Here is a 25,037-nt window from a genome sequence, read left to right as displayed (position 1 = left end):
ACGTTCTTCGGAAGCGATGCTCTCGTCACCGAGTTCCGGCAAAGGACCGGTTTTGTCGTGTTCCCGAATCCTGTCAGGCGACTCGTCATCGGACTTGGGAAATTCAGTGCGAGCATGATTGCGTCCTTCTTCGTGATCTCGATCTACTACGGTCTCATTGCCCTATTCGTCGGAGGCCTCTACAAGGCGGTCAACGTCGAGCTCGTCTACTCATTCCTCATAGCCATCATGTATCTGTCAGCAGCGGTTGGCGTCGCCTACTTCGTCAGCTCCGTGATGAAGGGCACGGTGGGTTCGACTCTCCTGACGTTCTTTCTCTTCCTTCTCATACTCCCGATGGTTGGAGGGGCACTAATGTTGGCGGACGTGGAGCCGTGGTTCCTCGTGACTCACGGTGGCGAGGCGATAACGTACGTGATGGATCCAGGATATCTGCCGGGGAAGGTTTGCCCCGTGGGCAGTCCCATGTGCTTCTTCATTCCAGACATCTACGTGAGCGTGGCAGTGATGGCGGTTTACCTCATCATCTTCTTGATACTCGCCTTCTTCATGTTCAACAGAAGGGAAATGGTCGGATGAGCGACATCGTCATTCACCCCGTCGGCTTCGTGAGGAACGAGATGAACGAGAAGGTCTCCGGGGAGGCGTACAGGGACATCGTCTCCGAGATCGTTGTCGAGGAGGACCTCCGGGACTGTCTTGACGGGATCGAGCACCACTCCCACGCCATCATCGTCTACTGGCTCAACAGGATACCGGAGGAGGAAAGGAAGGTCCTCAAGGTCCGCCCGATGGGAGACCCCTCGCTTCCCATAGTCGGCGTGTTCGCCACCCGCTCCCCCGGGAGACCGAACCCGATAGGTCTCGAGACCGTGGAGGTCCTCGGCAGAGAAGGCAATGTCCTCAAGGTGAAAGGGCTGGACGCCCTTGACGGCTCTCCAGTGCTGGACATAAAGCCATACACCAAACATCACGACAGCGCGCAGGACGTCAGAGAACCGGAATGGATGGAGAATGCGTACCGCGGGCGGTGAGCAATCCTTTAATACGAGGAAAAAGCCGTTCAAATCTTAACTTATATCCTCCTCACGTTTGAAATCCTGGTGAGTTAGAATGGACTCGAAAGGGTTTGGAGGAAGAAGTGGGCAGGTCCTCAGGACCGCCATTGTGTTTGCATTTGCGCTTGTCTTGGGGATGGGTGCACTCACCACCGGCCTAGCGAACACGCCACCGGTGGTCGTGATAACCTATCCAGATGCTGGGCAGACCGTGGGCGGGATCGTGACCATCCAGGGTTTGTCGGAGGACGATGTCGAGGTCGTGACCGTGGAGGTCTCCATCGACAGCCCGGACGACTGGGTGCTCGCGAACGACCTGTCAGGGAACTGGTTCCACTGGGAATACGAATGGGACAGCACCCTCGTTCTCAACGGAGAGCACTTCATAGTCGCGAGGGCCTTCGACGGGGAGCTCTACTCGGAGCTGTACGACCTCGGCTTCATCGTGCAGAACGAGAACTCCCCGCCGCACGTCTGGGTGGAGCACCCGCCGGACTACAGCGAGGTCTGGGGGATAGTCGAGATCTGGGGTCACGCTTCCGATCCGGACGAGGGCGATGTGGTCGAGCTTGTGCAGATCGCCTTCGACAACACGGAGGACTGGATCAACTGCACGGACACATCCAACGAGGGCGACTGGTGGACCTGGGAGTACATCTGGGACACGACGACCTTCGAGGACGGCTGGCACTACTTCGTGGTCAGGGCCTTTGATGGTGAAGACTACTCCGAGCTGACGGACATACATGTCTACATAATGAACGAGGAGCCGAACACGCCGCCCTGGGTGAACATCGAGCACCCGCCTGACTGGTCCGAGGTCAGCGGGACAGTGACCGTGTGGGGCCACTCTGGGGACCCCGATGAGGGCGACCAGGTCGAGCTCGTGCAGGTCGCGTTCGACGGGACAGAGGAGTGGTTCAACGCCACGGACGTCTCGCCCGACGGTGATTGGCACACCTGGGAGTACGAGTGGGACACGACGGAGTTCGAGGACGGATGGCACGCGGTCGTTGCCAGAGCCTTCGACGGTGAGGACTACTCCGAGTACGTGGACATACACGTCTACGTGGACAACGTCAACGACCCGCCGACGTGCGAGATAGTCGAGCCCGATTGGGAGGAGGTCGTCAGCGGCTGGGTGGACGTCTGGATCAAGTGCTTCGATGACAACGAGCTGCTCGAGGTCCTCGTGATGATAGACGAGACCGGCGACTGGCACGAGGCCACCTGGATGGGAATGGAGGAAGGCTTCGAGTACTGGAAGTGGGAGTGGGATACCACACAGTGGGAGGACGGAATACACTGGATCCATGCCAAGGGCTCTGACGGCGTTCACTGGTCCGAGCTAGACTGGATCAAGGTCATCGTTGAGAATGGTGGCTGCGAGGCCCCGACCGTCGAGATAGTGCATCCCGAGAACGGGGAGGTTCTCAGCGGGATTGTGCTCATACACGGAACGGCCGATGACCCGAACCCCGGGTACGGCGTCTCTCACGTCCTGGTGAGGATCGATGAGGGCGATTGGCACGAGGCGACCGATACATCCTGGGGCACCGACTACAGGACATGGGCATTCCACTGGAACACCCGTGACTACGAGAACGGGGAGCACTGGGTCAGGGCAAAGGCCGGTTCCGAGTGCGGCTGGTCCGATGTGGACGTCCGAGAGGTCATCGTGGAGAACGATAACAGCCAGCCCGAGGTCTCGATCATCCATCCCGAGCACAACGAGGAAGTGAGCGGGTTCTATCTCATCCACGGGAAGGCGTGGGACAACGATGAAGGGGACCGAATAACCAAGGTACAGGTGAAGATCGGCGACGGCGAGTGGCACTTGGCAAAGGACGTCTCCCTGGACGACAGCTGGTACCAGTGGGCGTACGAGTGGATCACCCCCGAGTGGGATGACGGCTGCTACAGGATCCTCGCAAGGTCCTACGACGGCGAGCTCTGGTCCGACAATGCCACCGTGATCGCGTGCACGGACAATGTGAACGACCCGCCAGAGGTGGAGATACTCCATCCGGATGACGGTGCGCTGCTCAGCGGCATAGTTCTGGTCAACGGGATCGCTGAGGATGACGGGGGCGTGGAGCTCGTCCAGGTCAGGATAGACTCGGACGAGTGGGAGGACGCCACAGACGTCTCTGGAGACGGCAGCTGGTCACACTGGGCCTACGAGTGGAACACTGGCGAGTACGAGAACGGGAACCATACTGTTTGCGCCCGCGCATATGACGGAGAGCACCACTCCGAGCTTGACTGCGTGGAAGTGGGCGTTGACAACCTCAACAACGCACCCGAGTTGGAAATCGTCCATCCGGTCGAGAACGAGACCGTGGACGGGGAGTACCTCGTGTACGGATACGCCAGCGATCCTGACCCGGGGGACGAGGTTGACCTCGTCCAGGTGAAGATAGACGACGGCGAGTGGCAGAACGCCACGGACACATCCGGCGACGGAAGCTGGTCCACATGGGCGTATCTCTGGGACACGACCAAGTACGACAATGGAAACCATACGGTGCACGCACGCGCCTATGATGGTGAGTTGCATTCCGACGTGGTCAGCGTCGACGTGGTCGTCGACAACCAGGGAGGCATGATCGCGCCGCCCTGGCCGCCTATCAGGGACGTGATACTGCCCATAGCGCTCGGGATACCGCTCATAGTAGCGGCCATCATCCTTATTAGACGCTACGTGCTATAATTTCACAGGACTGAGGCGATTGAAAACACAAGGCAGGGAAGAGGCGAAAAGCACTGCTCGACTGGGCTCCGCAATTGCTCTGATGCTAGTGATGCTTCTTTCCTGCCTCTACATTATTCCCCCTCAGGCTTCTGCCGGACCTACGTACGTTCACGGGGAGATAACGGACACGCACTGGACCTTTGATGAGAGTCCGATTGTGATCATCGAGAACGCGTACCTGGATCTCGGCAAGACGCTGGTCATAGACCCCGGCGTTGAGGTGCGGATCGAATCGGACATGAGCCTGGTAATCGAGGGTCACCTTCATGCTGACGGTTCCGAGGGTGAGGCCATAGTCTTCACATCGAACGAAACGGTCAAGCATCCCGGTGACTGGGACAGCATACTTCTCACGGAGCACGAAAACGTCATCAGGAATGCGAGGATCGAGTATGGGCATCGTGGTTTGCAGCTTGTGAACCAAGCATCCGTCGTCCTCGAGAATGTGCACTTCCATGACAACCACTATGCGGGGATACACTCGGCATACTCCTCGCTGGAGATGATCGATTCTTCCGTGATGGAGTCGGGTGAATGGGGCATATATCTATGGCACTCAGAGGCAGTCATCGACTCATCCACTGTTGCCTCGAACGGCATCTCCATCCACACCGTCGGTTCGCAGATGACGGTGACCAATTCAACGGTGGAGAGCACCTTCCTTGACGTGGTTCTCGAGGAGGATTCGCACGCGAGGTTCATCAATTCACCAGTCGAGTGGGGCAAGGTCGCCATCGAGGACGACCTCTCCACCCTGACGGTGCAGTGGTTCGTCACCGCTGAGGTATTCGATGAGTTCGGCAGTCCCGTTCCCGGCGCCGAGGTGACATTCTCAAGCGAGCTCGGAGAGAACACGACCTTCGTGACGGACGAGTTCGGGCTCGTGGAGAGGGCGATAATCACGGAAGCAGTGCTCACTCGGCTCGAAACCATGACCCACAACCCGTACGTGGTAATCGCCAGCAAGGAGGGTCATGAGGCCGAGGCGCTCAGGTGGATAGAGGCCAACACGTGGGTGGAGCTGGGCTTTGCTGTTGACCTCACCCCGCCCGGGGCCGATGCGGGCGGGAACAGGGATGTCGACGAGGACGTGGTCCTTCATCTTGACGCGAGCGGCTCGACTGATAACGAGCCCAGTCTCCACGAGCAAGGAGGCTTCGTATGGCAGTTCGACAACCAGGGCACTTCTGTGAGATTGGAGGGGATCACGGTCGACTACGTCTTCTGGACGCCCGGTAGATACACAATCACGCTCATGGTGACAGATCCAGCGGGCAACGAGGACGTTGATCATATCAACGTATTCGTGCAGGACACGACCCCACCCGTCGCAGATGCGGGAGGCTTCAGAGAGGCTAATGTGGGCGATTCGATCCTCTTCGATGCTGGCAATTGCTCGGACAATGACCCGAGGTTCTGGGACACCGCCAGTTTCCTGTGGGTCATCGAGCTGGGCGATGCAAGCGTTGAGCTTCCCGGTCAGATGGTGACCTACGCGTTCGAGGCGGCGGGCAACTACACTGTCACCCTGCACGTGGAGGACGACGACGGGAACGTGGACAGCGACGAAATCCACGTGGCCGTCAAGGCTCCCGCTCAGGAGTTCCCGATCATCATCCCGCTGGGGCTCGGACTCCTCGCGGCCGCCTTCGTGGGCGGGTTCCTCAACACCGAGGTGGGCAAGTTCGGCCTCTTCAAGTTCCTTCTCATACCGCTGTACGTCAAGCTCAAGCGCAAGGACATCCTGGACCACTTCCTGCGCGGTCAGATCTATGGTTACATCAAGGTGCATCCTGGAGAGCACTATACCGCGATAAAGCGGAACCTGCAGCTGAACAACGGGACGCTGACCTATCACCTGGACGTCCTCGAGCGGGAGGGCCTGATAGTGTCCAAGCCGAAGGGGAGCAGGAAGATCTTCTATCCCGTCGGGATGAAGATACCGGACAACGGCCTTCACGCGATCCAGGAGGACATACTCGAGCGGGTGAACGAGTCCCCCGGGATGTCGATAAGCGACCTCGCGAGGCTGATGGGGACAAGCAGGCAACTGGCTAACTATCACGTCAAGAAGTTGGTCGAGGACGGCAAGATCGACATAGAGAGGAAGGGCGTCAAGGCGAGGTGTTATCCGTCGGAAGGGCAGCCGCCTAGATCTGCGTTCTGAGCCCTTTCGTGTACTTCAGCCACCTCTTCTCGTCCTCGATCTTCTTCATCAATGAACTCTTCTCGATGTCCCGCTCAGGACCTTCCTCCAAGGAGCGGAGCTCGTCTATCGCCCTGAGAATCCCCAGGAGTCTGTGAGATATCTCTTCAGCCTCCTCCTTCGTTATGTCGGGCAGGTCGAGCAGGTGCGCGAAGAACTTCTCCCGCTTCTGGAGGTCCCTTGTCAGAGCCCCGATGTCCTCCCGCTCTTCATCGCTCAGTTCCTGCTTGTGAACGAAATCGTGGACCAGATCCCGCAGGGGAACCCTTCTCCCGGAGATCTCGACCTCATCGGGGATCGTCTCCCCCACCCAGAAGAACAGCGAGCGGATCCTGGCCATGACCTTCTCCCGCTCCTCTCGAGTGAGGAGCTCCTCGGGCCTGTGCTTGTGCTTCTCATGGCCGATGTAGGACATCGTTCTCTAATTGTCGAGAGAATATAAGTCATCGTCGAGCGGATGCAGACGCTCTTGTCTGGAATCACTCACAGAAGGATTGCTTCGCTGACACATCCGCTGAAGTCTCTCACAAAGCCCCGCACCAATAACCTTATTTCTGACCACATCCTACGAAGTACTGAGGGCCGTGTGAGGGAAACCTGTGAAAGTGGCGAGAAGGCTGTCAGCATTTCTGATTACCGCGATCATGCTCCTCTTGAGCCTGAACATTGGAGTTTCGGACGGGCAGTCCGAGACCAGACAGGACATCACTCTCAAAGTGGCGGTCAAGGCCGACATGGCCATGAGCAACATCCTGGCTGCAGATGACGTCTGGACACGAGGGGCGCTCTTCCCTGTCTACATGACCGTCGGCGTGCTGTCCCCCGACTTCAGTGAGATCTGCCCCTACGTTCTGAAGGGGGTCGATGCTGACGACAGCGGAGTGCTTGACCCCGACGAGTATGGCGTATTCACCAAAGAAGACGGTCTCGACCCTCGCGCGGTGACCGCATACTACGACCTGAACGGTGTGCACTTCCACGACGGCGTGCAGGCCACGAAGGAGGACCTGCTCTTCAGCTACCATGTCGAATCCCTTCTTCGGGCGGGGGATGTGTTCGGGAACTCGCTGGATGTATTGAAGGACGAGAGTAACCAAGATGCAACGAACTACACCTCCGATAGATGGCTTTGGGTGTATCCCGTCAGCGACATTTGGAACGAGAGCGTACCCGTCGGTCAGAACGATGACCTGACCTTCGCACTCCATTTCGAACTCCAGTCAGACTACTTCGGCTTTGTGGACTACACGCTGAGCCATCTCAGACTGTATCCACGATACCTCTGGGAGGGCACGGGGAAACACTGCCTGGTGGCCCAGAGCGGCGTCTGTTCCGAGTGGGAGGTCGACATCCATGAGAATTTCGGGCGGGCCTACGACCCAGCGACTGAGAACGGCGTGCCCGCCAGCAGCATCGATGCCTTCAACGTGACCGGGGCGCGGTCGTGGGTTCCTGGGGACAGACACATCATCGGGACCGGCCCTTTTGAGTTCGTCGAGTGGGTTGAGGGCTCCACCGTGAGGCTGGACAGGTATGAGGACTTCCACACCAACGTAGCGGACAGGGACGGCGACACCTACCTGCGCAAGCCGCACATAGAGAGCATCCTCTTCAAGATCTACAAAACGGTTCAATCCATAGTGTGGGCGCTCCAGGCGGGGGAGGTTGACGTAACCTCCATGGTCTCGATACCTCCCGAGTTCTTCATGAGTCTCTGGCCCGACCCCAACATCGATCTGACTGCAACGCCCAGCAAGGGCCCCTTCTATCTCGGGTACAACATGCGGGAGTCGCCGTTCGGCTATCCTGACAATGACCCGTCGCAAGGGGATGATGGATACCATCTCAGGAAGGCGATCGCTCATGCCATCGACAAGAGGAGACTCGTGACGACCCACCTCCTGAACTTCGCAGTCGCGGGAGACCAGCCCGTGAGCCCTGCCTTCACGAATTGGTACAACGCATCCGTCACGAAATACGACTATGATCTCGACCTGGCGGGGCAGATCCTGGACGACCACTACACGATTGGCGGATTCGGCCTGGGCTGGTCGGATGGCTGGAGGAATCTACCTGGCATTGGAGATGACGAGATCGAGATCATAACATATCTAGAGGATTTCGAGCCGCGTTGCCACACCTCGGCCAAGATGATTGCGTCGGACATGAGGAAGATTGGCCTCAACGTGAGCGTGAAACTGCTTGCCCACGGAGAGGTAGCTCAGAGAGTTGCAGACAGAACCATACAGATGTGGCTGCTCCCTGAGGAGATAAACTCTGAGCCCCTGGATTACTACTACGAACTGTTCTATTCCGGGAAGGCGCGCGACGGCAGGAACGACGCGGGCTTTCAGAATGAGGCCTTCGACCAGCTGGTCCTTCAGGCGAGGAGCGAGTTCAACGTATCCGAGCAGATGAGGCTTATCAAAGAGGCCTCGGGTTTGCTCGCGGACGCGCTCCCGATCGATGTGCTCTTCTACAGGACGAACATCGAGGCGTACAGGAGCGACAGGTTCATCAACTGGACGGCAGGCTTGACAGGTTCCCACATACGAGAGTCGTTCTGGACGCTGATTGGGATCCATCCTCCGTTCGTGGAGGACATGAGCGTCACCATCACTGCTCCGTCTGCAATGGAGGCCATGTCCGCGAAGATGTTCCGGGTCCTCGTGCAGGACTTTTACGGCGTTCTCTCGGATGTCAGGGTGGACATTTGCATTAGCGCGTTTGTCCCATGGCGGTCTGGCAACATCACGCTGGGCGAAAAGAGAGGTCTGTGCGTATCAGGCGTGACGGATATCAACGGAGCCATCGTTGCTGTATATGAAGCACCTGACGTGGGCGACCTGGAGAAGCTGACGGTGGCGATCACCGCGGACGCGAAATCCGGATACAGGATCTCCGAGACCGCGACAACGTACATCACGATCTTCCCGAGGGAGAAGCAGTTCCTCTCAGTCGAGATACAGATGGAAGCGGGGGACGTGGTCCCGATAGGCTATTCACTGCCACTGAGAGTGGAGGTTACCGACCAGAAGGGGGTGCATCTAGATGGTGTGACGGTCAACCTCACCTGCTTTCCAGAGGGACTGGTACTTGAGCCGAGCACGGGAACGACGGTGGGCGGCTTCATCAAGGGAGTGATTGTCGAGTCGCCTTCAGTGATCGGAGAAGGAATCGACTATCTCAGGTTCAACATCATTGCGAACGTCGAGCTGGAGGAATATGAGTCGGGCATGGGAATGGCTGAGATCGTCGTCGTCGAACTCTCTCCTGCTCAAGACCCTCCGATGTCGGGAGTGGTCTCTTCGGACATTCAGATGCTGCTCATCGTGCTCCTCTTGTCGACCATAGTCATTCTCGGACTGATCCGGGTGGTAAGAGGCTTACCGCCAGAATATCGAAGGGGACGGAAGAAGTAGGCGGTTGATGGCTCCACTTCGCCCTTCGTCACGTTCCTCTGGATTGGCGACGTGTAGCACTGCCCAACATGTGAGGTGTGAGTTGAGATTGCAGGTCGTTGATAATTCCATTGTCACTGCTGTCTCACGGAATACTAAGCTATGCCGCTTCAACGATCCAGATTGCATCCCAGCTGGCTTTGACCCAGTATGCTTCTCCGGTCCCGAGCACGTCGGAGTCCAAGGCGACTCTCAGATAGTGTGGCGGGCTTGCAGGGTTGTACATCTCCACCCGCTCAACCGGTGTGGCCGCTTTCAAATCCGTAACTGTGAACGAACCGTTGAAGGACGGGAAGGACACGAGATTCCACCCGCTGAAGAGCTGGATGCTCGTCCTGAGCGGAACCAGTCCAGCCACCGTGAGATTGCATTCCTCGGTCGCGTTGATCCAGAACCCCTGGAAGTGGTTCAGCCAGCTCAGATCCCCCTTGTACGGCTTGAAGGGCATGTAGTATTTCCACTTGTCATTCGGATCGTAGGGCCGGTATGTCCAGGCCATGTCGAACGTTGCGGTCTGGAGGACATTCTCCACATCCGTGTCCGACTGCATAAGAGGGATGGATGCGAGATTTGGACCCGTCATCAGTGGACGGGTGAACTTCCCCGCCTGATCCTCGGAGCATGAGGTCGTGTTGTTCGCGTCCAGCGCGCATATGATGTAGAAGTAATCATTGGGGTCACCCTCTCCGGCAAAGGTGTCAACGTAGGAATTGGTTCCATTGGGTAGGGTGGAAATCAACTGATAGCCGAGACCACTGCGGTCGTACGTCGTGTTTCTGAGAATCTGGTATCCGACAACGGAGTTCAGACCCAGACCATCGTCGGGAGATAGCGACCAGGAGATCGTGACATTCTCGAAGTCTGCTCCACTCAGAACCGCGTCCAGGACCTTCGGCGGTCTTGTCCTGGGCACTCCGAAGGGGTCCATCAGGGGATACCGATCTTGGGTATCAGCATCCACGTTGTACGGCGTGTCCCCGATTCCATCGCTACCGGGCTGGTCCTGATCGGGACCGCTCATCACATCCACTCCAGCGTAATCACTCCAGTGATTTCCGCCAGAAGGATAGCCATCATCCCACTGATTCGAGTCAGTGTTGTCTCCCCCCTGGAAAGTGTTGTCAATGATGTTGTTGTGGTAGATTCTTGTGCCACTCGACACGGAAATCGATATGCCTTGGCGGTTGCGCAACACGTCATTGCCAACAATGATGTTGTCCGGAGAGTAGCTCGTTCCGATACCGTATTGCTGACTCTCCGAGACTATATTGAGGTCGACTGTGTTGTTGTTGGAGTCCGCTCGAATTGCCATTCCCATTTCATTCCGGTATACCTCGTTTCTGGCGATGGTATTCTGAGTCGATGAATAGAGATGAATCCCCCACTGATTGTAGGAGACGTTGTTGTCGCTGAGCGTGTTGTGATTTGAAGCGTACATTTGGATGCCATATACTTCGTTGGACGACGCCGTGTTTCCCGAAATGTCGTTGTACTCCGAGAAGCCCATGAGAATGCCCACCGATCCGTTATTCACACTCTGCCCACTGACGCTGACATTGGAGCAGTTGGCGAGAATGACCTCACCGCCATCAGATGGAACCGATCCCCCTGTCACATTCTTCAGATAGTAAACAGGGCTCCCGTTGACCGTATTGGTGGTGTCGATGTCATGTGTGTTCCAGTGCTCCCTCGAGCTTCCCCAGATGAGAATCCCGTCGTCGAACATCACATTGTCCGAGATGATTTCTGCACTGGACCGGTAGAGATTCATCCCGACGTCATTGAACGAGAAGTTGTTCGACGAAAGGCCATTGGCGTCGGACCTATCCAAACGAATCCCAGACCAGTTGTTCCACGATGCGTTGTTGTTGCTGACATTGTTCCCGTCGGAATGGTGCAAACGCAGGCCTTGCCTATTCCCATGAGCGGTGTTGCTCCCGACGAAATTCGAGTTGGAGTAAGTGAGACTCACACCGTCCCAGTCATTGGAAGAGACGTTGTTGGCACGGACAATGTTCCCGAAGGAGACACCTAGCTGAATGCCTGTGTCGGCGTCACTGATGTTCTGGTTCTCCACCAGGACACCTGTGCAGTTCGCGAGAATGACCTGGCCTGCATCCGCTGGAACGATGCCTCCTGTGATGTTCTTCCAGTAGCGAATCGGCTTGCCATTGGCCGTATTGGTCGTGCTTATGACGTGGGAGTTGAAATCTGAGATTCTGTTTCCGCCGATGCCTATGCCGTCATGAATAAGCACGTTGTCATGGATCACGACGCGCTCCGAGCTAGAGAGTCCGATTCCGAACCCCCAATTGGAGCTGAGTGAGTTATTCCTAATCCAACTGTCCCCCGAGAAGTAAACTCCAATGCCATTGTCTCCGTTCAGAAGGACCGTGCTGTTCGAGATGAATGTGTTGTTGGAGGACGTCACGTAAAACCCTGCCCTGTCACTGAGCGAGACGTTACTTCCCCAGATTGTCGTGTTGTAGGAGTCGAGGATACTGATGCCTCCGCCGTTGCTCAGGACTGTGCAATTCGAAATAAGATTGGAATCCGAGACATCCAAGTGGATGCCAGCCTCGTTGTCAGACGTCCTGGAGTCGCTGATGGTGTTGAAGTCCGCACTCGCGAGGTAGATCCCAAAGACATTACCTGAGGCTTCGCCGTCCGATATGGTGTTGTGGTCGGACTGCCACGAGAGATAGAAGCCAGCATTAGTGTTGGCGAGGGCCTTCGTGCGCACGATGTTGTTGCCATCAGAATCATGGAGGAATATGCCATAGTGGCTGTCTGATACGTTGTTATCCACCACGGTGTTGTTGTTGGAGTAGTTCAGGTAGATGTTCATGGACGCGCTCTCATGAACCTCATTGCGCGAGATGGTATTGTTGTCCGCAAACCACAGATAGATTCCGTAACGGTATGTGCCCCAACCATTTCGGAGCATGGTGTTGTTGTGGACCGTACTGTGACTTGCGCCCCACAGCGCGAGACCGTACCTTCCGTTCAAAGAGATGTTATTGTCAGCAACGAGCGTATGGTTGGCCCACCCACCAAGCATGATTCCATCATCGTTGCCGACCACTGTGTTATTCGAGACCGTATTGTTGTCTCCCCGTGAGACGGAAATGCCCATGTTGCCGTTCGAGTAGACAGTGTTCCTCACGATCGTGTTGTCCGAGGACCGGGAGACTACGATCCCGTTGAAGGGGCCCAGAACTTCATTGTGTATGATCGTGTTGTTGTCGGAAAGCAGGAGACCTATGTGCTCCATAGAGTCCTGGAAGATGTTGTAAGAGATATTGCAGTTATGCGCGGAATAGAGCTCCAGACCCGCGTCCTCCCAATCAGTTCCGCTGTTCGTGAAGTTGAATCCTGTCACGTTCACCCAGTCAGCGGTTACGTTGAGGGGAACGCCGGTCCCGCTCCCGTCTAGTACTGTCGCGTTCCTGTCCTCCCCGACCAGCGACAAGGTCTTGTCCAGGGCAACATGCTCGTGGTAAGTCCCATTGTAGACATACACTGTATCCCCGGGAATCGCTGCATCCACGGCTCCCTGAATCGTGGTGTGGTTCCCTGGACCCGCCCCGCCGACGTAGAGCGTGGTCGCCCTTGCTGTCTCTGGAAGGATCATTACCACTGTGAACATTGACATGAAAACCAGAAGTGCCACCAAGATGGACTTCTTCATCTTCCTCCACGACCTGGTTGATAAGCTGTGTTCGGGCTTATAATCATTGCCGCTCGGTGGAACAGAAATGAGCTCATGTGGGCGCGGTGCGTCTGTTCCCCATGACAAATCATAGGCATATCCTAAGCTCCGCCTAGGGTTCTCCCTAGCTCCTCCTAAGGTTTCCCTAAGGTCCGCCCTAGGTTTCCTGTGACATACCATAGACCTACCATGGACATACCATAGACCTACCATGGACATCCTTGCCGAATCCTTGCTTCTTCCCGCAGGATTCTTGTCGGATCCTCCCTGTTCTCCGAGTCTCCGGGCATCGCGTTTCTTTCCCTATTTGAAGCTATGCCTCCGTTCGTTCTCCGTTGTTTCTCCTATGCCCCACTAGAGATCCTCCGTTTCTCCTCCGTAACTCCTCCGTACCCACTCCGTTTCATCTCTGCTTAGGAGCCTTTGACAGATCGCACCTGTCGTTTCGGTGCCCTCCCCTCCTTCCGCCCGCCAAAAAGCATTAAACCAACCGCCCTCATGTGGTCAACCGAATGTTGGACATCAAGCAGATCCGAGAGAACCCTGGGGCAGTCAGAGACAACCTGGCCAAGAGGAGAGACGAGGAGAAGCTGGAGCTTCTCGAGAGAGTCATCTCCATAGACAAGGAGTGGAGGCAGGTCGTCGAAGAGGCGAACAAGCTCAAGCACGAAAGGAACGTCGTCTCGAAGAGCATCTCGGAGCTGAAGAGGGAGGGCAAGGACGCCGCCGCGGAGCTGCAGCGCGCCTCCGAGCTTCCGAAGGAGCTGGAGAAGGTGGAGGAGAAGCGGAAGGAGCTAGAAGCGAGCGTCAGGCAGGGCCTCATGCGGCTGCCCAACATCCTTCACGAGTCCGTGCCCGTCGGCGCGGATGACAGCGACAACCTTGAGGTCAGCAGTTGGGGCGACATTCCCGCCAAGGACTTCGAGATCAAGGCCCACGGCGAGCTGCTGGAATCGCTGGGCATGGCGGACTTCGAGCGGGCCAGGAAGGTCGCTGGCGCGGGCTTCCTCTACATGATGGGCCCGCTAGTGCAGCTGGACCAGGCGCTCATCAACTTCGCGCTCGACCTGCTCATCGAGCGGGGATACATCCCTGTCGAGCCGCCGTTCATGATCAGGCGGGAGCCCTACGAGGGAGTAACAGACCTCGAGGACTTCGAATCGGTCATGTACAAGATCGAGGGCGAGGACCTCTACCTCATCGCCACGTCGGAGCACCCGATAGCGGCGATGTACCAGGGCGAAATCATAGACGAGGACGCGCTCCCGCTCAAGTACGCGGGGTTCAGCACCAACTTCAGGCGGGAAATCGGCTCCCGCGGCGTGGACACCCGCGGTCTCTTCCGCATGCACCAGTTCAACAAAGTCGAGCAGTTCATCTTCTCCACGCCCGAGGACTCGTGGACGTACCACGAGGAGCTGCTGAAGAACGCCGAGGACCTGCACCAGATGCTTGAGATACCGTACAGGGTGGTGAACGACTGCACGGGCGACATCGGCACGGTAGCGGCCAAGAAGTACGACATCGAGGCCTGGTCCCCGCGGCAGGGCAAGTACGTCGAGGTCGTCTCCTGCTCCAACTGCACGGACTATCAGGCCCGCCGGCTGCGCATCCGAGTCGGCAAGGTGGGCGGGGAGAAGCGGGTCCTGCACACGCTCAACAGCACCGCTCTCGCGACGTCCAGAACGCTCGTCGCCATACTCGAGAACAACCAGACCGCGGACGGGTCCGTGACAGTCCCGAAGGCCCTCAGACCCTACATGAAGGGGATGGAGGTCATCACGGCGAAAACTCAATAAGCCGAGCGGGTATGACCACCTGGTGAGCTCCTTGGAGGTCTGTCCTTTGGATTTTAGGTACGGCAGAGACGAGATGAAAGCCATCTTCAGCGAGGAGTCCAGGCTCCAGGCCCTGCTGGACGTGGAGGCCGCTCTCGCCTGGGCACATGCGGGAGTCGGAAATATACCTGGTAAGGACGCAGTCGCGATACAAAACGCCGCGAAAGTCAAGATCGTATCTGTCGACGCAGTAAAGAAAGAGGAGGAGAAGACCAAGCACGACATCGCTGCCCTGGTCCGAGTTCTAGCCAAGAAGAGCGGCCCCTCAGGAGCGTACGTCCATCTCGGGGCGACGAGCAGCGACATAAACGATACGGCGACGGCGCTGCAGATGAAGGAAGTCATTCGCATCCTCAATAAGAATCTCCGCGACCTGAAGAAGATCTTCGTGGACCTCGCTAAGAAGCACAAGGACACGGTGATGCTCGGTCGCACCCACGGTCTTGCGGCGGTCCCCATAACCTTCGGTCTCAAGATGGCTGTCTTCGCCGCGGAGACGAACCGCCACATTAGAAGGCTCAAGCAATGCATGCCCAGGATATGCGTGGGCAAGATGCTCGGTGCCGTTGGGACCGGTGCCTCACTTGGCAAAGGAGCGCTCATCATTCAGAAAAGGATGATGGAGGAATTGGAGCTGGGAGTGGAGGAAGGCCCGACACAAATAGTAGGGCGGGACAGATACGTGGAGTTCATCTCGGTCCTGGCGGGAATAGCAACGTCGATGGAGAAGTTCGCCACTGAGGTTCGCAGCCTTCAGCGCACGGAGGTGGGAGAGGTGGAGGAGCACTTCGGACGCGAACAACTGGGAAGCTCCACGATGGCGCAGAAGAGGAACCCCATCACATCTGAGAACATTTGCGGTCTTGCCAGGGTCGTTCGCGGATACATCCATCCCACGTACGAGAATGTCCTGCTCTGGCATGAGAGGGATCTGACGAATTCGAGTGCGGAGAGGTTCATCATCCCGCATGTGTGCATTCTCACGGACGATATAGTCGCCAAGACTGCCAAGGTCTACAGCAGTCTGATCGTGAACGAGGAAAGGATGCTTGAGAACATAGAGGCCACAAAGGGTCAGGCCATGGTCGAGGCAGTCATGACCGCTCTCGTGAACAAAGGAATGAACAGGCAGAAGGCTTACAAACTCACCAGGAAGTGCGCGGGATGGGCGAGGAAGAGGGATGAGCATCTCTTGGGCGTGCTCCGCAGGGACAAGATGGTTCTGAGATACTTGACCGGGTGGGAGATAGAAAAAACGATGGACCCCGCCAACTACCTGGGATCCTCTAAGAAGATCATTGCCAATATAGTGAGAAAATCGAGGGGCTAGGTTGGAGACCGCCTACGAGGATCTGGTCAGAGTCTACGAGAAGATAGAGGGCACGCCCAAGCGGCTGGAGATGACCGACCACCTCGTGGAGCTCTTCACGTCCGTCCCGCCCGAGATCCTGGACAAGGTCGTCTACCTCACGCAGGGGAAGCTGCTTCCCGATTTCTACGGCAAGGAGTTGGGACTGGCGGGAAAGCTCATCGTCAAGACGCTCACGTTCACAACGGGCATAGGCGAGGAGGAGATACTCACGCTCTTGCGGGAGAAGGGCGACATCGGGCTCGCCGCTCAGGAGGCCATCGAGAACAAGAAGCAGACAGCGCTCTTCGCGAACCCGCTCACGGTCGAACGCGTGTACGGCAACTTCATGAAGATCGCCGACGCGAGCGGGTCTGGCTCCCAGGACCTGAAGATGAAGCTGCTCGCGGAGCTCCTGCACGACTCGACCCAGCTCGAGGCGAAGTACATAGTCAAGTCAGTGGCGGGTTCCATGCGGATCGGGATCGCGGACCTGACGATGATAGACGCTTTGGCAGTGGCGTTCGCAACGAAGGAGAGGAGGGACGAGATCGAGCGGGCGTACAACGTGTGGTCCGACCTCGGGCGGGTGGCCAAGCTGCTCGCCGAGGAAGGGGAAGCCGGACTCGACAAGGTGCACCTGGAGCTCGGGACCCCGATCAGGGCGATGCTGTGCGAGCGCTTGTCGTCGCTCGACGAGATATTCGAGAAGCTGGGCGAGTGCGCGTTCGAGTACAAGTACGACGGGTTGAGGATTCAAGCACACATCAGCGAGGACGAGATCAGCCTGTTCTCCAGGCGGCTCGAGGACGTGACGGAGCAGTTCCCGGACATCGTGTCCGCGCTACGGGAGAGCTTCCGCGGGAAGGAGGGCATCGTCGAGGGGGAGGCCGTACCCGTGAACCTGGTAACGGGCAAGTTCCTGCCCTTCCAGGAGGTCTCCCACAGGCGGGGGAGGATCCATGGCCTGGAGAAGGCGAAGGAGGAGTATCCAGTGCGCCTCTTCCTCTTCGACTGCCTCCACCTCGATGGCGAAGATCTTCTGGACGAGACATTGACGGACAGGAGAAAGAAGCTGTGGAGTACGGTCGAGGAGGGGGACGACGTCAGGCTGTCGACGATGCTCGTGACCGAGAACAAGGAGGAGGTCGAGGGCTTCTTCCAGGAGAGCCTGGAGATCGGCGGCGAAGGGCTCATCGCCAAGGCGCTCGACTCGCCGTACGTCGCCGGAACGCGAGGGTGGAACTGGATCAAGTTCAAGAAGGAGTATGAGGAGGGAATGGTGGACACGGTCGACCTCGTGATCGTGGGCGCCCTGGCGGGAAGAGGGAGACGCGCAGGGACCTACGGCGCACTGCTGATGGCCGCGTACGATGCGGAGGACGGAAGGTACAAGACGGTCTGCAAGCTCGGGACCGGATTCGACGATATCACCCTGGCGGCGATTCCCGACCGCCTCGAAGAGCACAAGATCCCCGCCAAAGACCCGAAGGTCGTCTCCGACATGAAGGCCGACTTCTGGTTCAGCCCGGAGGTCGTTCTCGAGGTGCTCGGTGCGGAGATAACGAGGAGCCCTATCCATACCGCCGCCTGGGACGTCGTGGAGAAGGGCGCGGGTCTCGCGTTACGGTTCCCGAGATTCACGGGCCGTTGGCGGGAGGACAAGGGCCCCGAGGACGCGACGACGGTGAAGGAGATCGTCGAGATGTACGAACAGCAGGAGAAGGTCAAGTCCTGAACCACATTCTTTATTAGCGACGCCGCTTTTCTTTTGTGAAACAATGCCGTCAACTGCGATCGTAGGGACCCAGTGGGGAGATGAGGGCAAGGGGAAGATAACCGACTTCTACGCGGCCGATGCCGACATCATCGTGCGCTTCCAAGGCGGAACGAACGCCGGGCACACGGTCATAATCGGCAAGGACAAGTTCGCGTTCCACCTGATACCGAGCGGGATGCTCCGCCCAGGAAAGACTTGCATGATCGGCAACGGCGTCGTCGTCGACCCCGAGATCCTCCTGAAGGAGCTGAGCGAAGTCAAGCGGAGAAGGAAGCGGACGGGCAAGCTGCTCATAGCCGACCGCGCGCACGTGATAATGCCCTGGCACAAGATCATCGACGGCCTGGAGGAGGAGCTGAAGGGCAAGCTGAAGGCGGGCACGACGATGAGGGGCATCGGTCCCTGCTACACGGACAAGATCGCGCGGACGGGCATCCGCATGGCCGACCTGATAGACACGCGCGTCTTCAACGAGAAGCTGGACCTGTTCATCCCGATGAAGCGAAAGATCATCGCGGCCTACGGCGGCAAGAAACGGATCAACAAGAAGAAGATACAGAGCGATTACGCGAAGTACGCGAGGAAGATGAAGGACAGCGTCGTGGACGTGTCGCTTCTGATCAACCAGGCCCTGGACAAGGGCAAGAACGTGCTCTTCGAGGGCGCGCAGGGGACGCATCTGGGCATCGACCACGGCATCTACCCGTACGGCACGTCATCGAACACCGTCGTCGGCGGGGCGTGCACTGGCACGGGCGTGGGACCGTCCCGCATAGGCAGGGTCGTGGGCGTCGTGAAGGCATACACGAGCCGCGTGGGCACGGGACCGTTCCCCGCAGAGCTGAAGAACAAGACGGGCGAGTACATGCAGAGGCAGGGGATGGAGTTCGGCACCACGACGGGGCGACCGAGACGATGCGGCTGGCTTGACCTCGTCATGGTCAGGTTCTCGAAGCGGGTGAACGCCCTGGACGGCATCGTCATCACCAAGGGGGACGTCCTTGGCGGGCTCAAGAAGGTCAAGATCTGCAACGAGTACAAGCACAACGGGAAGCGCATGACCGAGTTCCCCGCCAACATGAGGGTGCTCGCCAGGTGCAGACCGGTCCTGAAGGAGTTCAAGGGCTGGGAGAACAGGTCGCAGGAGGAGTGGAAGGATATCTGCGACAAGGGATACAAGGCGCTCCCGTCGGAGATGAAGACCTACCTCGGGTACATCCGCAGGACGCTGGACCTGCCGATAGAGATGATCGGGCTCGGCCCCGCCAGAGAGGAGACGATGGACCTCAGGGGGAAGAGGACCCCGCTCGCCTGAGCTTCTGGACCATCTCGCAGGCCCTGCATGTCTCCTTACCGGTCGGTTCGCCGCACGCCTTGCACTCGTTGAGCCCCACGGGCGGGAACTTCTGAGTAAGGAGCGGTGCGAGCTCGTCGTATGACTTCAGGAGGGCGTGCCTCGTCCCGGGCGATTCGCTCTCCAGGACGTCGATGATCTCCCTGAACCGTCCCCGCTGTGCGCGTGTGGAATAGGGACACTCGGCATCGCAGATCTCGATCCCGCGGAGCATGGCGTAAAGGTACGTCTCCTTCTCGGGGATCGTCCTCAGCGGCTGGATGCGCGGCACGAGACCCGGCTGCACGCTCGTATGCGGCCCCAGCCTTGCGAGCCGCCCGACATCCCCGCGAGCGAGGTTCATCAGGATGGACTGGCTCGTGTCGTCGAGGTTCAGCCCCGTCGCCAGCACGGTCGCTTCTATCTCCCTCGCCTTGGCGTTGAGGCAGTACCGCCTGAGGACGCCGCAGTAGGAGCACGGTATCGTGTCCGGGTCCCGCTCGACGACCTCGTCCATCGTCAGACCGAACGCATCCTCGAAGCTGATGACGTGGTGGGGTATCCCGCGCGCCTTGCAGAACTCCCGCGCAACCTCCAGGGCCTCTGGCCTGTACCCGCGGATGCCCTCGTCCACCGTTATCGCGTGGATCTCGAAGTCCCGCCTCGGCGCAAAGACCTCGTGCAGGAGGAGCGTCGCGACGGTGCTGTCCTTCCCGCCAGAGAGGCCAACGGCGATCCTGGCCCCGCCCCTCAGCTTGACCTGGCTGGAGATCTCCGCCTTCACCCGCTTCTCGAGGAATGCGACGAAGTGCTCCTTGCACAGGTGCTGCCCGTTGTAGCGGATGAGAGTGGCCGCCTCCTTCTCGCACCTGGAGCAGAGCATGGTACGAGGGATGTGTGCTTTGATATTTAGTGTTTGACGATTCGGCCTGAACACTGGCACTGGCCAAAGACCCGCAGTCATGCAAAGGTTTTTTATCGTCGGGGCAATTCGGATAGGAAGGGGGAGAGATGAAAGGAATCTGGGTGGAGAAGTACAGGCCCAACAGCCTTGACGATGTCGTCGGTCAGGAGGAGATCGTGGAGAGGCTCAAGGCGTATGTGAAGACCAAGAACCTCCCCCATCTCCTCTTCGCCGGTCCCGCTGGCACGGGCAAGACGACATGCGCGATAGCTCTCACCCGCCAGCTCTTCGGGGAGAACTGGAACCTCAACTTCAACGAGCTCAACGCATCGGACGAGAGGGGTATCGACGTCGTGCGCAAGAAGATCAAGAACTTTGCCAGGATGGCGCCCATAGGCGAGGGCGGGTTCAAGATAATCTTCTTGGACGAGGCTGACGCGCTGACATCGGACGCCCAGGCCGCCCTCCGCAGGACCATGGAGAAGTACACGAACACGTGCAGGTTCATCCTCTCCGTCAACTACTCATCGAAGATAATCGAGCCCATCCAGTCGAGGTGCGCGGTCTTCCGCTTCCGCCCGCTGAAGAGGGAGGCAGTCGAGGGATACCTGAACCGCGTCGCCGATGGCGAGAACGTGAAGATAACGAAGGAGGGAATGGACGCGCTCATCTACATCGCGCAGGGTGACCTGAGGAAGGCGACCAACTCGCTGCAGGTCGCCGCGTCCATCAACACGACCGTGGACGAGGACACGCTCTACAAGGCGGCCGCGACCGCCCGCCCCGAGGACGTGAGGAAGCTACTGGAGACGTCCCTGGAGGGGGATTTCATGGCGGCCCGCGCGGTGCTTGATGACCTGCTCATCGAACACGGGCTCTCGGGCGAGGACCTCATAAAGCAGATTCACAGGACGCTGTTCGAGCTGGCCATCCCGGACGATGTGAGGGTCAAGCTCATCGATAAGATAGGGGAGGTGGAGTTCAGGATGATCGAGGGGAGCAATGAACGCATCCAGCTCGAGAACCTGATCTCCAACTTCGTCGTCGCCGGCCTGGAGATGAAGAAGAAGTAGTCTCCGAGGCTATTGCCCCGGAGGCGGCTGAGACGGCGGCGGCGGCTGACCCTGTGGCGGGTACTGACCCTGCGGCGGATACTGCCCGGGCTGTTGTCCCTGCGGCGGGTACTGTCCAGGAGGATACTGCGGCTGTTGGGGCGGCTGTGATTTCTTGCGGGTCACGGCCCACACAACGAGCGCAATGATGACGATGACGATCACGGCGATGATGACGAGCCCCATCAGAATGGCGTCGAACACCGACCCCACCACGTTCTCCCCGAGATCGAGGCCAGGACTATCCAGCGGATTGACTGGGCTCGTTCCAGCGGCGAATTCCGCGATATTGCTATAGCCGTCCGAGTCGTAATCATCCTGGGGATCCTCGAGGAGGGTTCCGAAATGGGCTATCTCCCAAGAGTCTTCCATACCATCCGTATCGACATCCGCTGCGTAGGCAGACCCCGCAACGAACACCAACGCCAGAGTCGCAAAGATCACGATATACTTCCTCATCTGAATCACATGAACCGATTTGGCTCCTATATTTAAATCGTAGCGACCTGAGAATCCCGCACGAGAATCACGATGCCTTCACCAGAGATTTAGGATATACGAAAACTTAATAAGCCAGCCCTGTCATCTAATACTGATGAGGACCGAGCAGGCGGACGAGTATCTTGAGCTCATGTACAAACTGACAAGGCACGGCAAGCCCGCCAGAACGACTCGAATCGCTAGAGAGCTCGACCTGGCTCCCGCGAGCGTCACGGAGATGTTGCAGCGACTCGCGAAGAGGGGTTACGTGAAGTACAAGCCGTACAAGGGCGCCACGCTCACAAAGAAGGGTCTTACGGAGGGCAGAAGGCTTGCCAGGCGCCACAGGCTCTTGGAGAGGTTCCTTCATGACGTCCTGAAGATTGGAAAGGACAAGGTTCACGATGAGGCGTGCAGGCTCGAGCACGCGATCTCGTCCGAGACAGAGGCGGCGATATGCAGGCACCTGAAGCATCCCGCCGAGTGTCCGGATGACGGTTCACCCATACCTCCCTGTGAGAGGGACGTCTTCAGCTGCGAGGAATGCGAGCTGGCGGAGAAGACGAACCCGGGGAAGCGGGCGAGCCTCGTTTCTCTCTCAACGCTTGCGGAGGGCTCGAGTGCCAAGGTCGCCTTCATCCGAGCGGGAAGGGGGCTCTGCCGGAGGCTCTGCGAGATGGGTTTCACGAAGGACACCGTCGTTAGTGTGAAGAGGAAGTCGGGACGCGGCCCGATGGAGCTCGACATCAAGGGCTACAACCTGGCGATCGGCTGGGGAGTGGCTTCGAAGATCTTCGTCGAAGTGAGCTGATGACGTGAGGACGCTGCGGATAGCCCTGGCGGGGAACGCCAACGTCGGCAAGAGCGTTCTGTTCAACGAGCTGACGGGGCTGCACCAGACGGTGGGAAACTGGCCAGGGAAGACCGTCGAGAAGGCGGAGGGGAAGCTCCAGTTCGAGGACCACGAGATACATGTGGTCGATCTTCCAGGCATATACTCTCTCTCATCCTACTCCATCGAGGAGATCGTGGCAAGGGACTACATCGCCCTGGAGAGGCCAGACATCGTCGTCAACGTGGTCGACGCCACTTCCCTTGAGAGGAACCTCTTCCTGACCCTGCAGCTCATAGAGCTCGAGGCCCCTCTCGTCGTCGCCCTCAACCAGATGGACCTGCTCAAGAAGAAGGGGTGGGAGATAGACATCGACGCCCTCGAGAAGGAGCTCGGTGTGCGGGTCGTCCCGACGGTTGCGATCAGAGGAGAAGGGATCCATGAGGTGCTCGTCCAGTCCATCGAGGTCGTGGAGGGGAAGGCTCTCAGACCGCGGATTCCCGAGTACTCTCCGGAATTGGAGAAGAGGATCGAGAAGCTCCAGTCCGTCGTCTCGGGAATCGGGGCTGACTTCCCGGCGAGATGGACGTCCATCAAGATGCTCGAGGACGATGACAACGTCATCTCCAGAGTGGGAGAGCAGGACGAGAGCGCCGTAATCGCTGCCACGATCCTTTCGGAGGAGATCGAGAGCAAGCTCGGGGACTCGTCCTCGAACGTCATAGTGGGCGAGAGATACAGGATCGCGGGCCAGATATTCAGGAAGGTGGCCAAGCCGACGAGGGAACCGACGCCCTCCCTGAGCGATAGGCTGGATGCCTTCACCATGAACAGGGCGACGGGGTACATCATAATGGGCCTGGTCCTGCTTGGCGTCTTCTCGCTCATATTCATCGTGGGCGACTTCCTTTCCAGCAACCTGATCGAGGGTTTCGCCCAGGTCGAGAATCTCTTCTACGAGGCGTTCGGCGTGAACGATACATCCGAATTCGTGTGGATGGGTCTGATAGAGGGCGTCGTCGCGGGGATCTCCATCGCCCTGCCGTATCTCATTCCGTTCTTCCTCATCCTCGCCTTCCTGGAGGGATCGGGATATCTGCCTCGGATCGCATTTCTGATGGACAGGCTGATGCACAAGATCGGGCTGCACGGCAAGGCATTCATACCGCTCATCCTCGGATTCGGCTGCAACGTCCCCGCGTGCATGGGTTGCAGGGTCATGGAAACGCAGAGGGAGAGGCTGATCGCCGTCTTCGTCGTGACGCTGGTCCCGTGCGCGGCGACGACCGTCGTCATCCTGGGTGTCGTGGGGACCTACCTGGGTTTCCTCTACGCTCTGGCGATCTACCTGTTCAACTTCATCATCATAATCCTCCTCGGCAGACTGGCGTTCAAGGCGGTGCCAGGAGAGCCGATGGGCCTGATAATGGAGGTCCCTCCGTACAGGTTGCCCTCCCTGAAGACGGTCCTGCTCCAGACGTGGGCCAGGCTCAAGGATTTCATCCTCATCGCGTTTCCCTTCATCATCATAGTCTCGCTGATCGTGCAAGCGATACGCTACGCCGGACTGTTCGATGGACTGAACGGAGCGATGAGCCCGGTAACCGAGCTGTGGCTTGGGCTCCCCGCGGTCGTCGGTGTGGTTCTGATATTCGGAATCCTGAGAAAGGAACTCACGCTCATAATGCTCGTCGCCATGGTAGGGACGACGAACCTGGCGGCGGTCCTCTCTCCCGTTCAGATGGTCGTCTTCACGATCGTTGTGATGCTCTACATCCCATGCGTCGCAACCATAGCGGTGATGGTGAGGGAGATCGGAGCGCGAAAGGCGGCGATAATCACGTTCGTTGAGATCGCCTTCGCGTTACTCGTTGGCGGCATCGCGTTCAGGATTCTCACCCTCCTCTAGGGTGGCTCTCTAGAGTGTGGCCTTGGTCAGCACCAGTTCTCCGTGCTTCACGCCCTTGATGGCCTTGATGTTATCGGCCAGCTCCCTGACGTCGTCCCCCCTGCCCCGCACGACCAGGACCTCGAGGCACGTCTGCTCGTCAACGTGAATGTGTGTCGTCGATGAGATATCGGAGTGATGGTGGTGTTGTATGTGCAGCAGTCGATTGGACACGTTGGCCGCATCGTGGTCGTAGATGATCGTGAGCGTTCCGATGACGTCGCCCTTCTCATCCTCGACCTCGGATTCTATCAGCAGTTTCCGCACCAG

Annotated in this window: 17 protein-coding genes; 12 read left to right on the top strand and 5 right to left on the bottom strand. The window is 58.2% G+C overall.

The features are described from left to right. The 4 genes from LN415_06680 to LN415_06665 all read left to right on the top strand — a co-directional run. Positions 1-579 (top strand): ABC transporter permease subunit (locus LN415_06680; GenBank protein ID MCJ2556779.1); only part of this gene is annotated, 579 nt, incomplete at its 5' end. Next, the gene (gene tsaA, locus LN415_06675; protein ID MCJ2556778.1) at positions 576-1,034 is read left to right on the top strand and encodes a tRNA (N6-threonylcarbamoyladenosine(37)-N6)-methyltransferase TrmO; all 459 of its coding nucleotides are present in this window, start codon (positions 576-578) and stop codon (positions 1,032-1,034) included. The genes LN415_06680 and tsaA, both read left to right, overlap by 4 nt. A gap of 79 nt (positions 1,035-1,113) precedes the next feature. Further along, positions 1,114-3,771, top strand: coding sequence for an Ig-like domain-containing protein (locus tag LN415_06670; protein MCJ2556777.1), 2,658 nt, complete (start codon positions 1,114-1,116; stop codon positions 3,769-3,771). Positions 3,772-3,862: 91 nt separating this feature from the next. After that, positions 3,863-5,980: a winged helix-turn-helix transcriptional regulator gene (locus tag LN415_06665; protein ID MCJ2556776.1), complete on the top strand. Its 2,118-nt coding sequence runs from the start codon at positions 3,863-3,865 to the stop codon at positions 5,978-5,980. On the opposite strand, the gene LN415_06660 is transcribed toward LN415_06665, so the two are convergent. Then, complete coding sequence (locus LN415_06660) at positions 5,964-6,434, bottom strand: DUF5788 family protein (protein MCJ2556775.1); 471 nt, start codon at positions 6,432-6,434, stop codon at positions 5,964-5,966. The genes LN415_06665 and LN415_06660 overlap by 17 nt on opposite strands. Before the next feature lie 184 nt (positions 6,435-6,618). On the opposite strand from LN415_06660, the gene LN415_06655 reads away from it, so the two are divergent. Next, positions 6,619-9,441: an ABC transporter substrate-binding protein gene (locus LN415_06655; protein ID MCJ2556774.1), complete on the top strand. Its 2,823-nt coding sequence runs from the start codon at positions 6,619-6,621 to the stop codon at positions 9,439-9,441. Between the two features lie 139 nt (positions 9,442-9,580). Here LN415_06655 and LN415_06650 read toward each other — a convergent pair whose 3' ends face one another. Continuing rightward, on the bottom strand, positions 9,581-13,171 hold the full coding sequence (locus LN415_06650; protein MCJ2556773.1) for a right-handed parallel beta-helix repeat-containing protein: 3,591 nt from the start codon (positions 13,169-13,171) through the stop codon (positions 9,581-9,583). 533 nt (positions 13,172-13,704) lie between these two features. On the opposite strand from LN415_06650, the gene serS reads away from it, so the two are divergent. From serS to LN415_06630, 4 genes are read left to right on the top strand one after another with little or no spacing between them, the layout of a single operon-like run. Next, the gene (serS, locus tag LN415_06645; protein MCJ2556772.1) at positions 13,705-14,991 is read left to right on the top strand and encodes a serine--tRNA ligase; all 1,287 of its coding nucleotides are present in this window, start codon (positions 13,705-13,707) and stop codon (positions 14,989-14,991) included. A gap of 31 nt (positions 14,992-15,022) precedes the next feature. After that, a complete protein-coding gene (purB, locus tag LN415_06640) occupies positions 15,023-16,360 on the top strand; it encodes an adenylosuccinate lyase (GenBank protein ID MCJ2556771.1) in 1,338 nt (445 codons plus the stop codon). Between the two features lies 1 nt (position 16,361). Beyond that, positions 16,362-18,116, top strand: a complete 1,755-nt coding sequence (locus LN415_06635) for an ATP-dependent DNA ligase (GenBank protein ID MCJ2556770.1) — start codon at positions 16,362-16,364, stop codon at positions 18,114-18,116. Between the two features lie 43 nt (positions 18,117-18,159). Beyond that, the gene (locus LN415_06630) at positions 18,160-19,473 is read left to right on the top strand and encodes an adenylosuccinate synthase (protein MCJ2556769.1); all 1,314 of its coding nucleotides are present in this window, start codon (positions 18,160-18,162) and stop codon (positions 19,471-19,473) included. Here the strand turns inward: LN415_06630 and LN415_06625 are convergent. Continuing rightward, the gene (locus LN415_06625) at positions 19,445-20,374 is read right to left on the bottom strand and encodes a TIGR00269 family protein (protein ID MCJ2556768.1); all 930 of its coding nucleotides are present in this window, start codon (positions 20,372-20,374) and stop codon (positions 19,445-19,447) included. The two genes, LN415_06630 and LN415_06625, sit on opposite strands and share 29 nt — an antisense overlap. A 128-nt stretch (positions 20,375-20,502) precedes the next feature. On the opposite strand from LN415_06625, the gene LN415_06620 reads away from it, so the two are divergent. Further along, positions 20,503-21,468, top strand: a complete 966-nt coding sequence (locus LN415_06620) for a replication factor C small subunit (GenBank protein MCJ2556767.1) — start codon at positions 20,503-20,505, stop codon at positions 21,466-21,468. Positions 21,469-21,477: 9 nt separating this feature from the next. On the opposite strand, the gene LN415_06615 is transcribed toward LN415_06620, so the two are convergent. Beyond that, positions 21,478-21,966, bottom strand: a complete 489-nt coding sequence (locus tag LN415_06615) for a hypothetical protein (GenBank protein MCJ2556766.1) — start codon at positions 21,964-21,966, stop codon at positions 21,478-21,480. Between the two features lie 136 nt (positions 21,967-22,102). Between LN415_06615 and LN415_06610 the strand changes: the two genes are divergently transcribed. Continuing rightward, a complete protein-coding gene (locus LN415_06610; GenBank protein ID MCJ2556765.1) occupies positions 22,103-22,798 on the top strand; it encodes a metal-dependent transcriptional regulator in 696 nt (231 codons plus the stop codon). Between the two features lie 4 nt (positions 22,799-22,802). After that, on the top strand, positions 22,803-24,728 hold the full coding sequence (gene feoB, locus LN415_06605) for a ferrous iron transport protein B (GenBank protein MCJ2556764.1): 1,926 nt from the start codon (positions 22,803-22,805) through the stop codon (positions 24,726-24,728). A 9-nt stretch (positions 24,729-24,737) separates the two neighbouring features. On the opposite strand, the gene nikR is transcribed toward feoB, so the two are convergent. Next, a partial coding sequence (gene nikR / locus LN415_06600; GenBank protein ID MCJ2556763.1) for a nickel-responsive transcriptional regulator NikR occupies positions 24,738-25,037 on the bottom strand: 300 nt, incomplete at its 5' end.

Source organism: Candidatus Thermoplasmatota archaeon, from assembly GCA_022848865.1.
GTDB lineage: Archaea > Thermoplasmatota > Thermoplasmata > RBG-16-68-12 > JAGMCJ01 > JAGMCJ01.
The sequence above is the reverse complement of the archived record's forward strand: the minus strand, read 5'-3'. Positions and strand labels throughout refer to the sequence as shown.

Excerpts from the sequence above, each read along its gene's own strand:
- tsaA (MCJ2556778.1), top strand. The coding sequence starts at position 576 with ATGAGCGACATCGTCATTCACCCCGTCGGCTTCGTGAGGAACGAGATG.
- LN415_06670 (MCJ2556777.1), top strand. The coding sequence starts at position 1,114 with ATGGACTCGAAAGGGTTTGGAGGAAGAAGTGGGCAGGTCCTCAGGACC.
- LN415_06665 (MCJ2556776.1), top strand. The coding sequence starts at position 3,863 with ATGCTTCTTTCCTGCCTCTACATTATTCCCCCTCAGGCTTCTGCCGGA.
- LN415_06660 (MCJ2556775.1), bottom strand. The coding sequence starts at position 6,434 with ATGTCCTACATCGGCCATGAGAAGCACAAGCACAGGCCCGAGGAGCTC.
- LN415_06650 (MCJ2556773.1), bottom strand. The coding sequence starts at position 13,171 with ATGAAGAAGTCCATCTTGGTGGCACTTCTGGTTTTCATGTCAATGTTC.
- serS (MCJ2556772.1), top strand. The coding sequence starts at position 13,705 with ATGTTGGACATCAAGCAGATCCGAGAGAACCCTGGGGCAGTCAGAGAC.
- LN415_06630 (MCJ2556769.1), top strand. The coding sequence starts at position 18,160 with ATGCCGTCAACTGCGATCGTAGGGACCCAGTGGGGAGATGAGGGCAAG.
- LN415_06625 (MCJ2556768.1), bottom strand. The coding sequence starts at position 20,374 with ATGCTCTGCTCCAGGTGCGAGAAGGAGGCGGCCACTCTCATCCGCTAC.
- LN415_06620 (MCJ2556767.1), top strand. The coding sequence starts at position 20,503 with ATGAAAGGAATCTGGGTGGAGAAGTACAGGCCCAACAGCCTTGACGAT.
- LN415_06615 (MCJ2556766.1), bottom strand. The coding sequence starts at position 21,966 with ATGAGGAAGTATATCGTGATCTTTGCGACTCTGGCGTTGGTGTTCGTT.
- LN415_06610 (MCJ2556765.1), top strand. The coding sequence starts at position 22,103 with ATGAGGACCGAGCAGGCGGACGAGTATCTTGAGCTCATGTACAAACTG.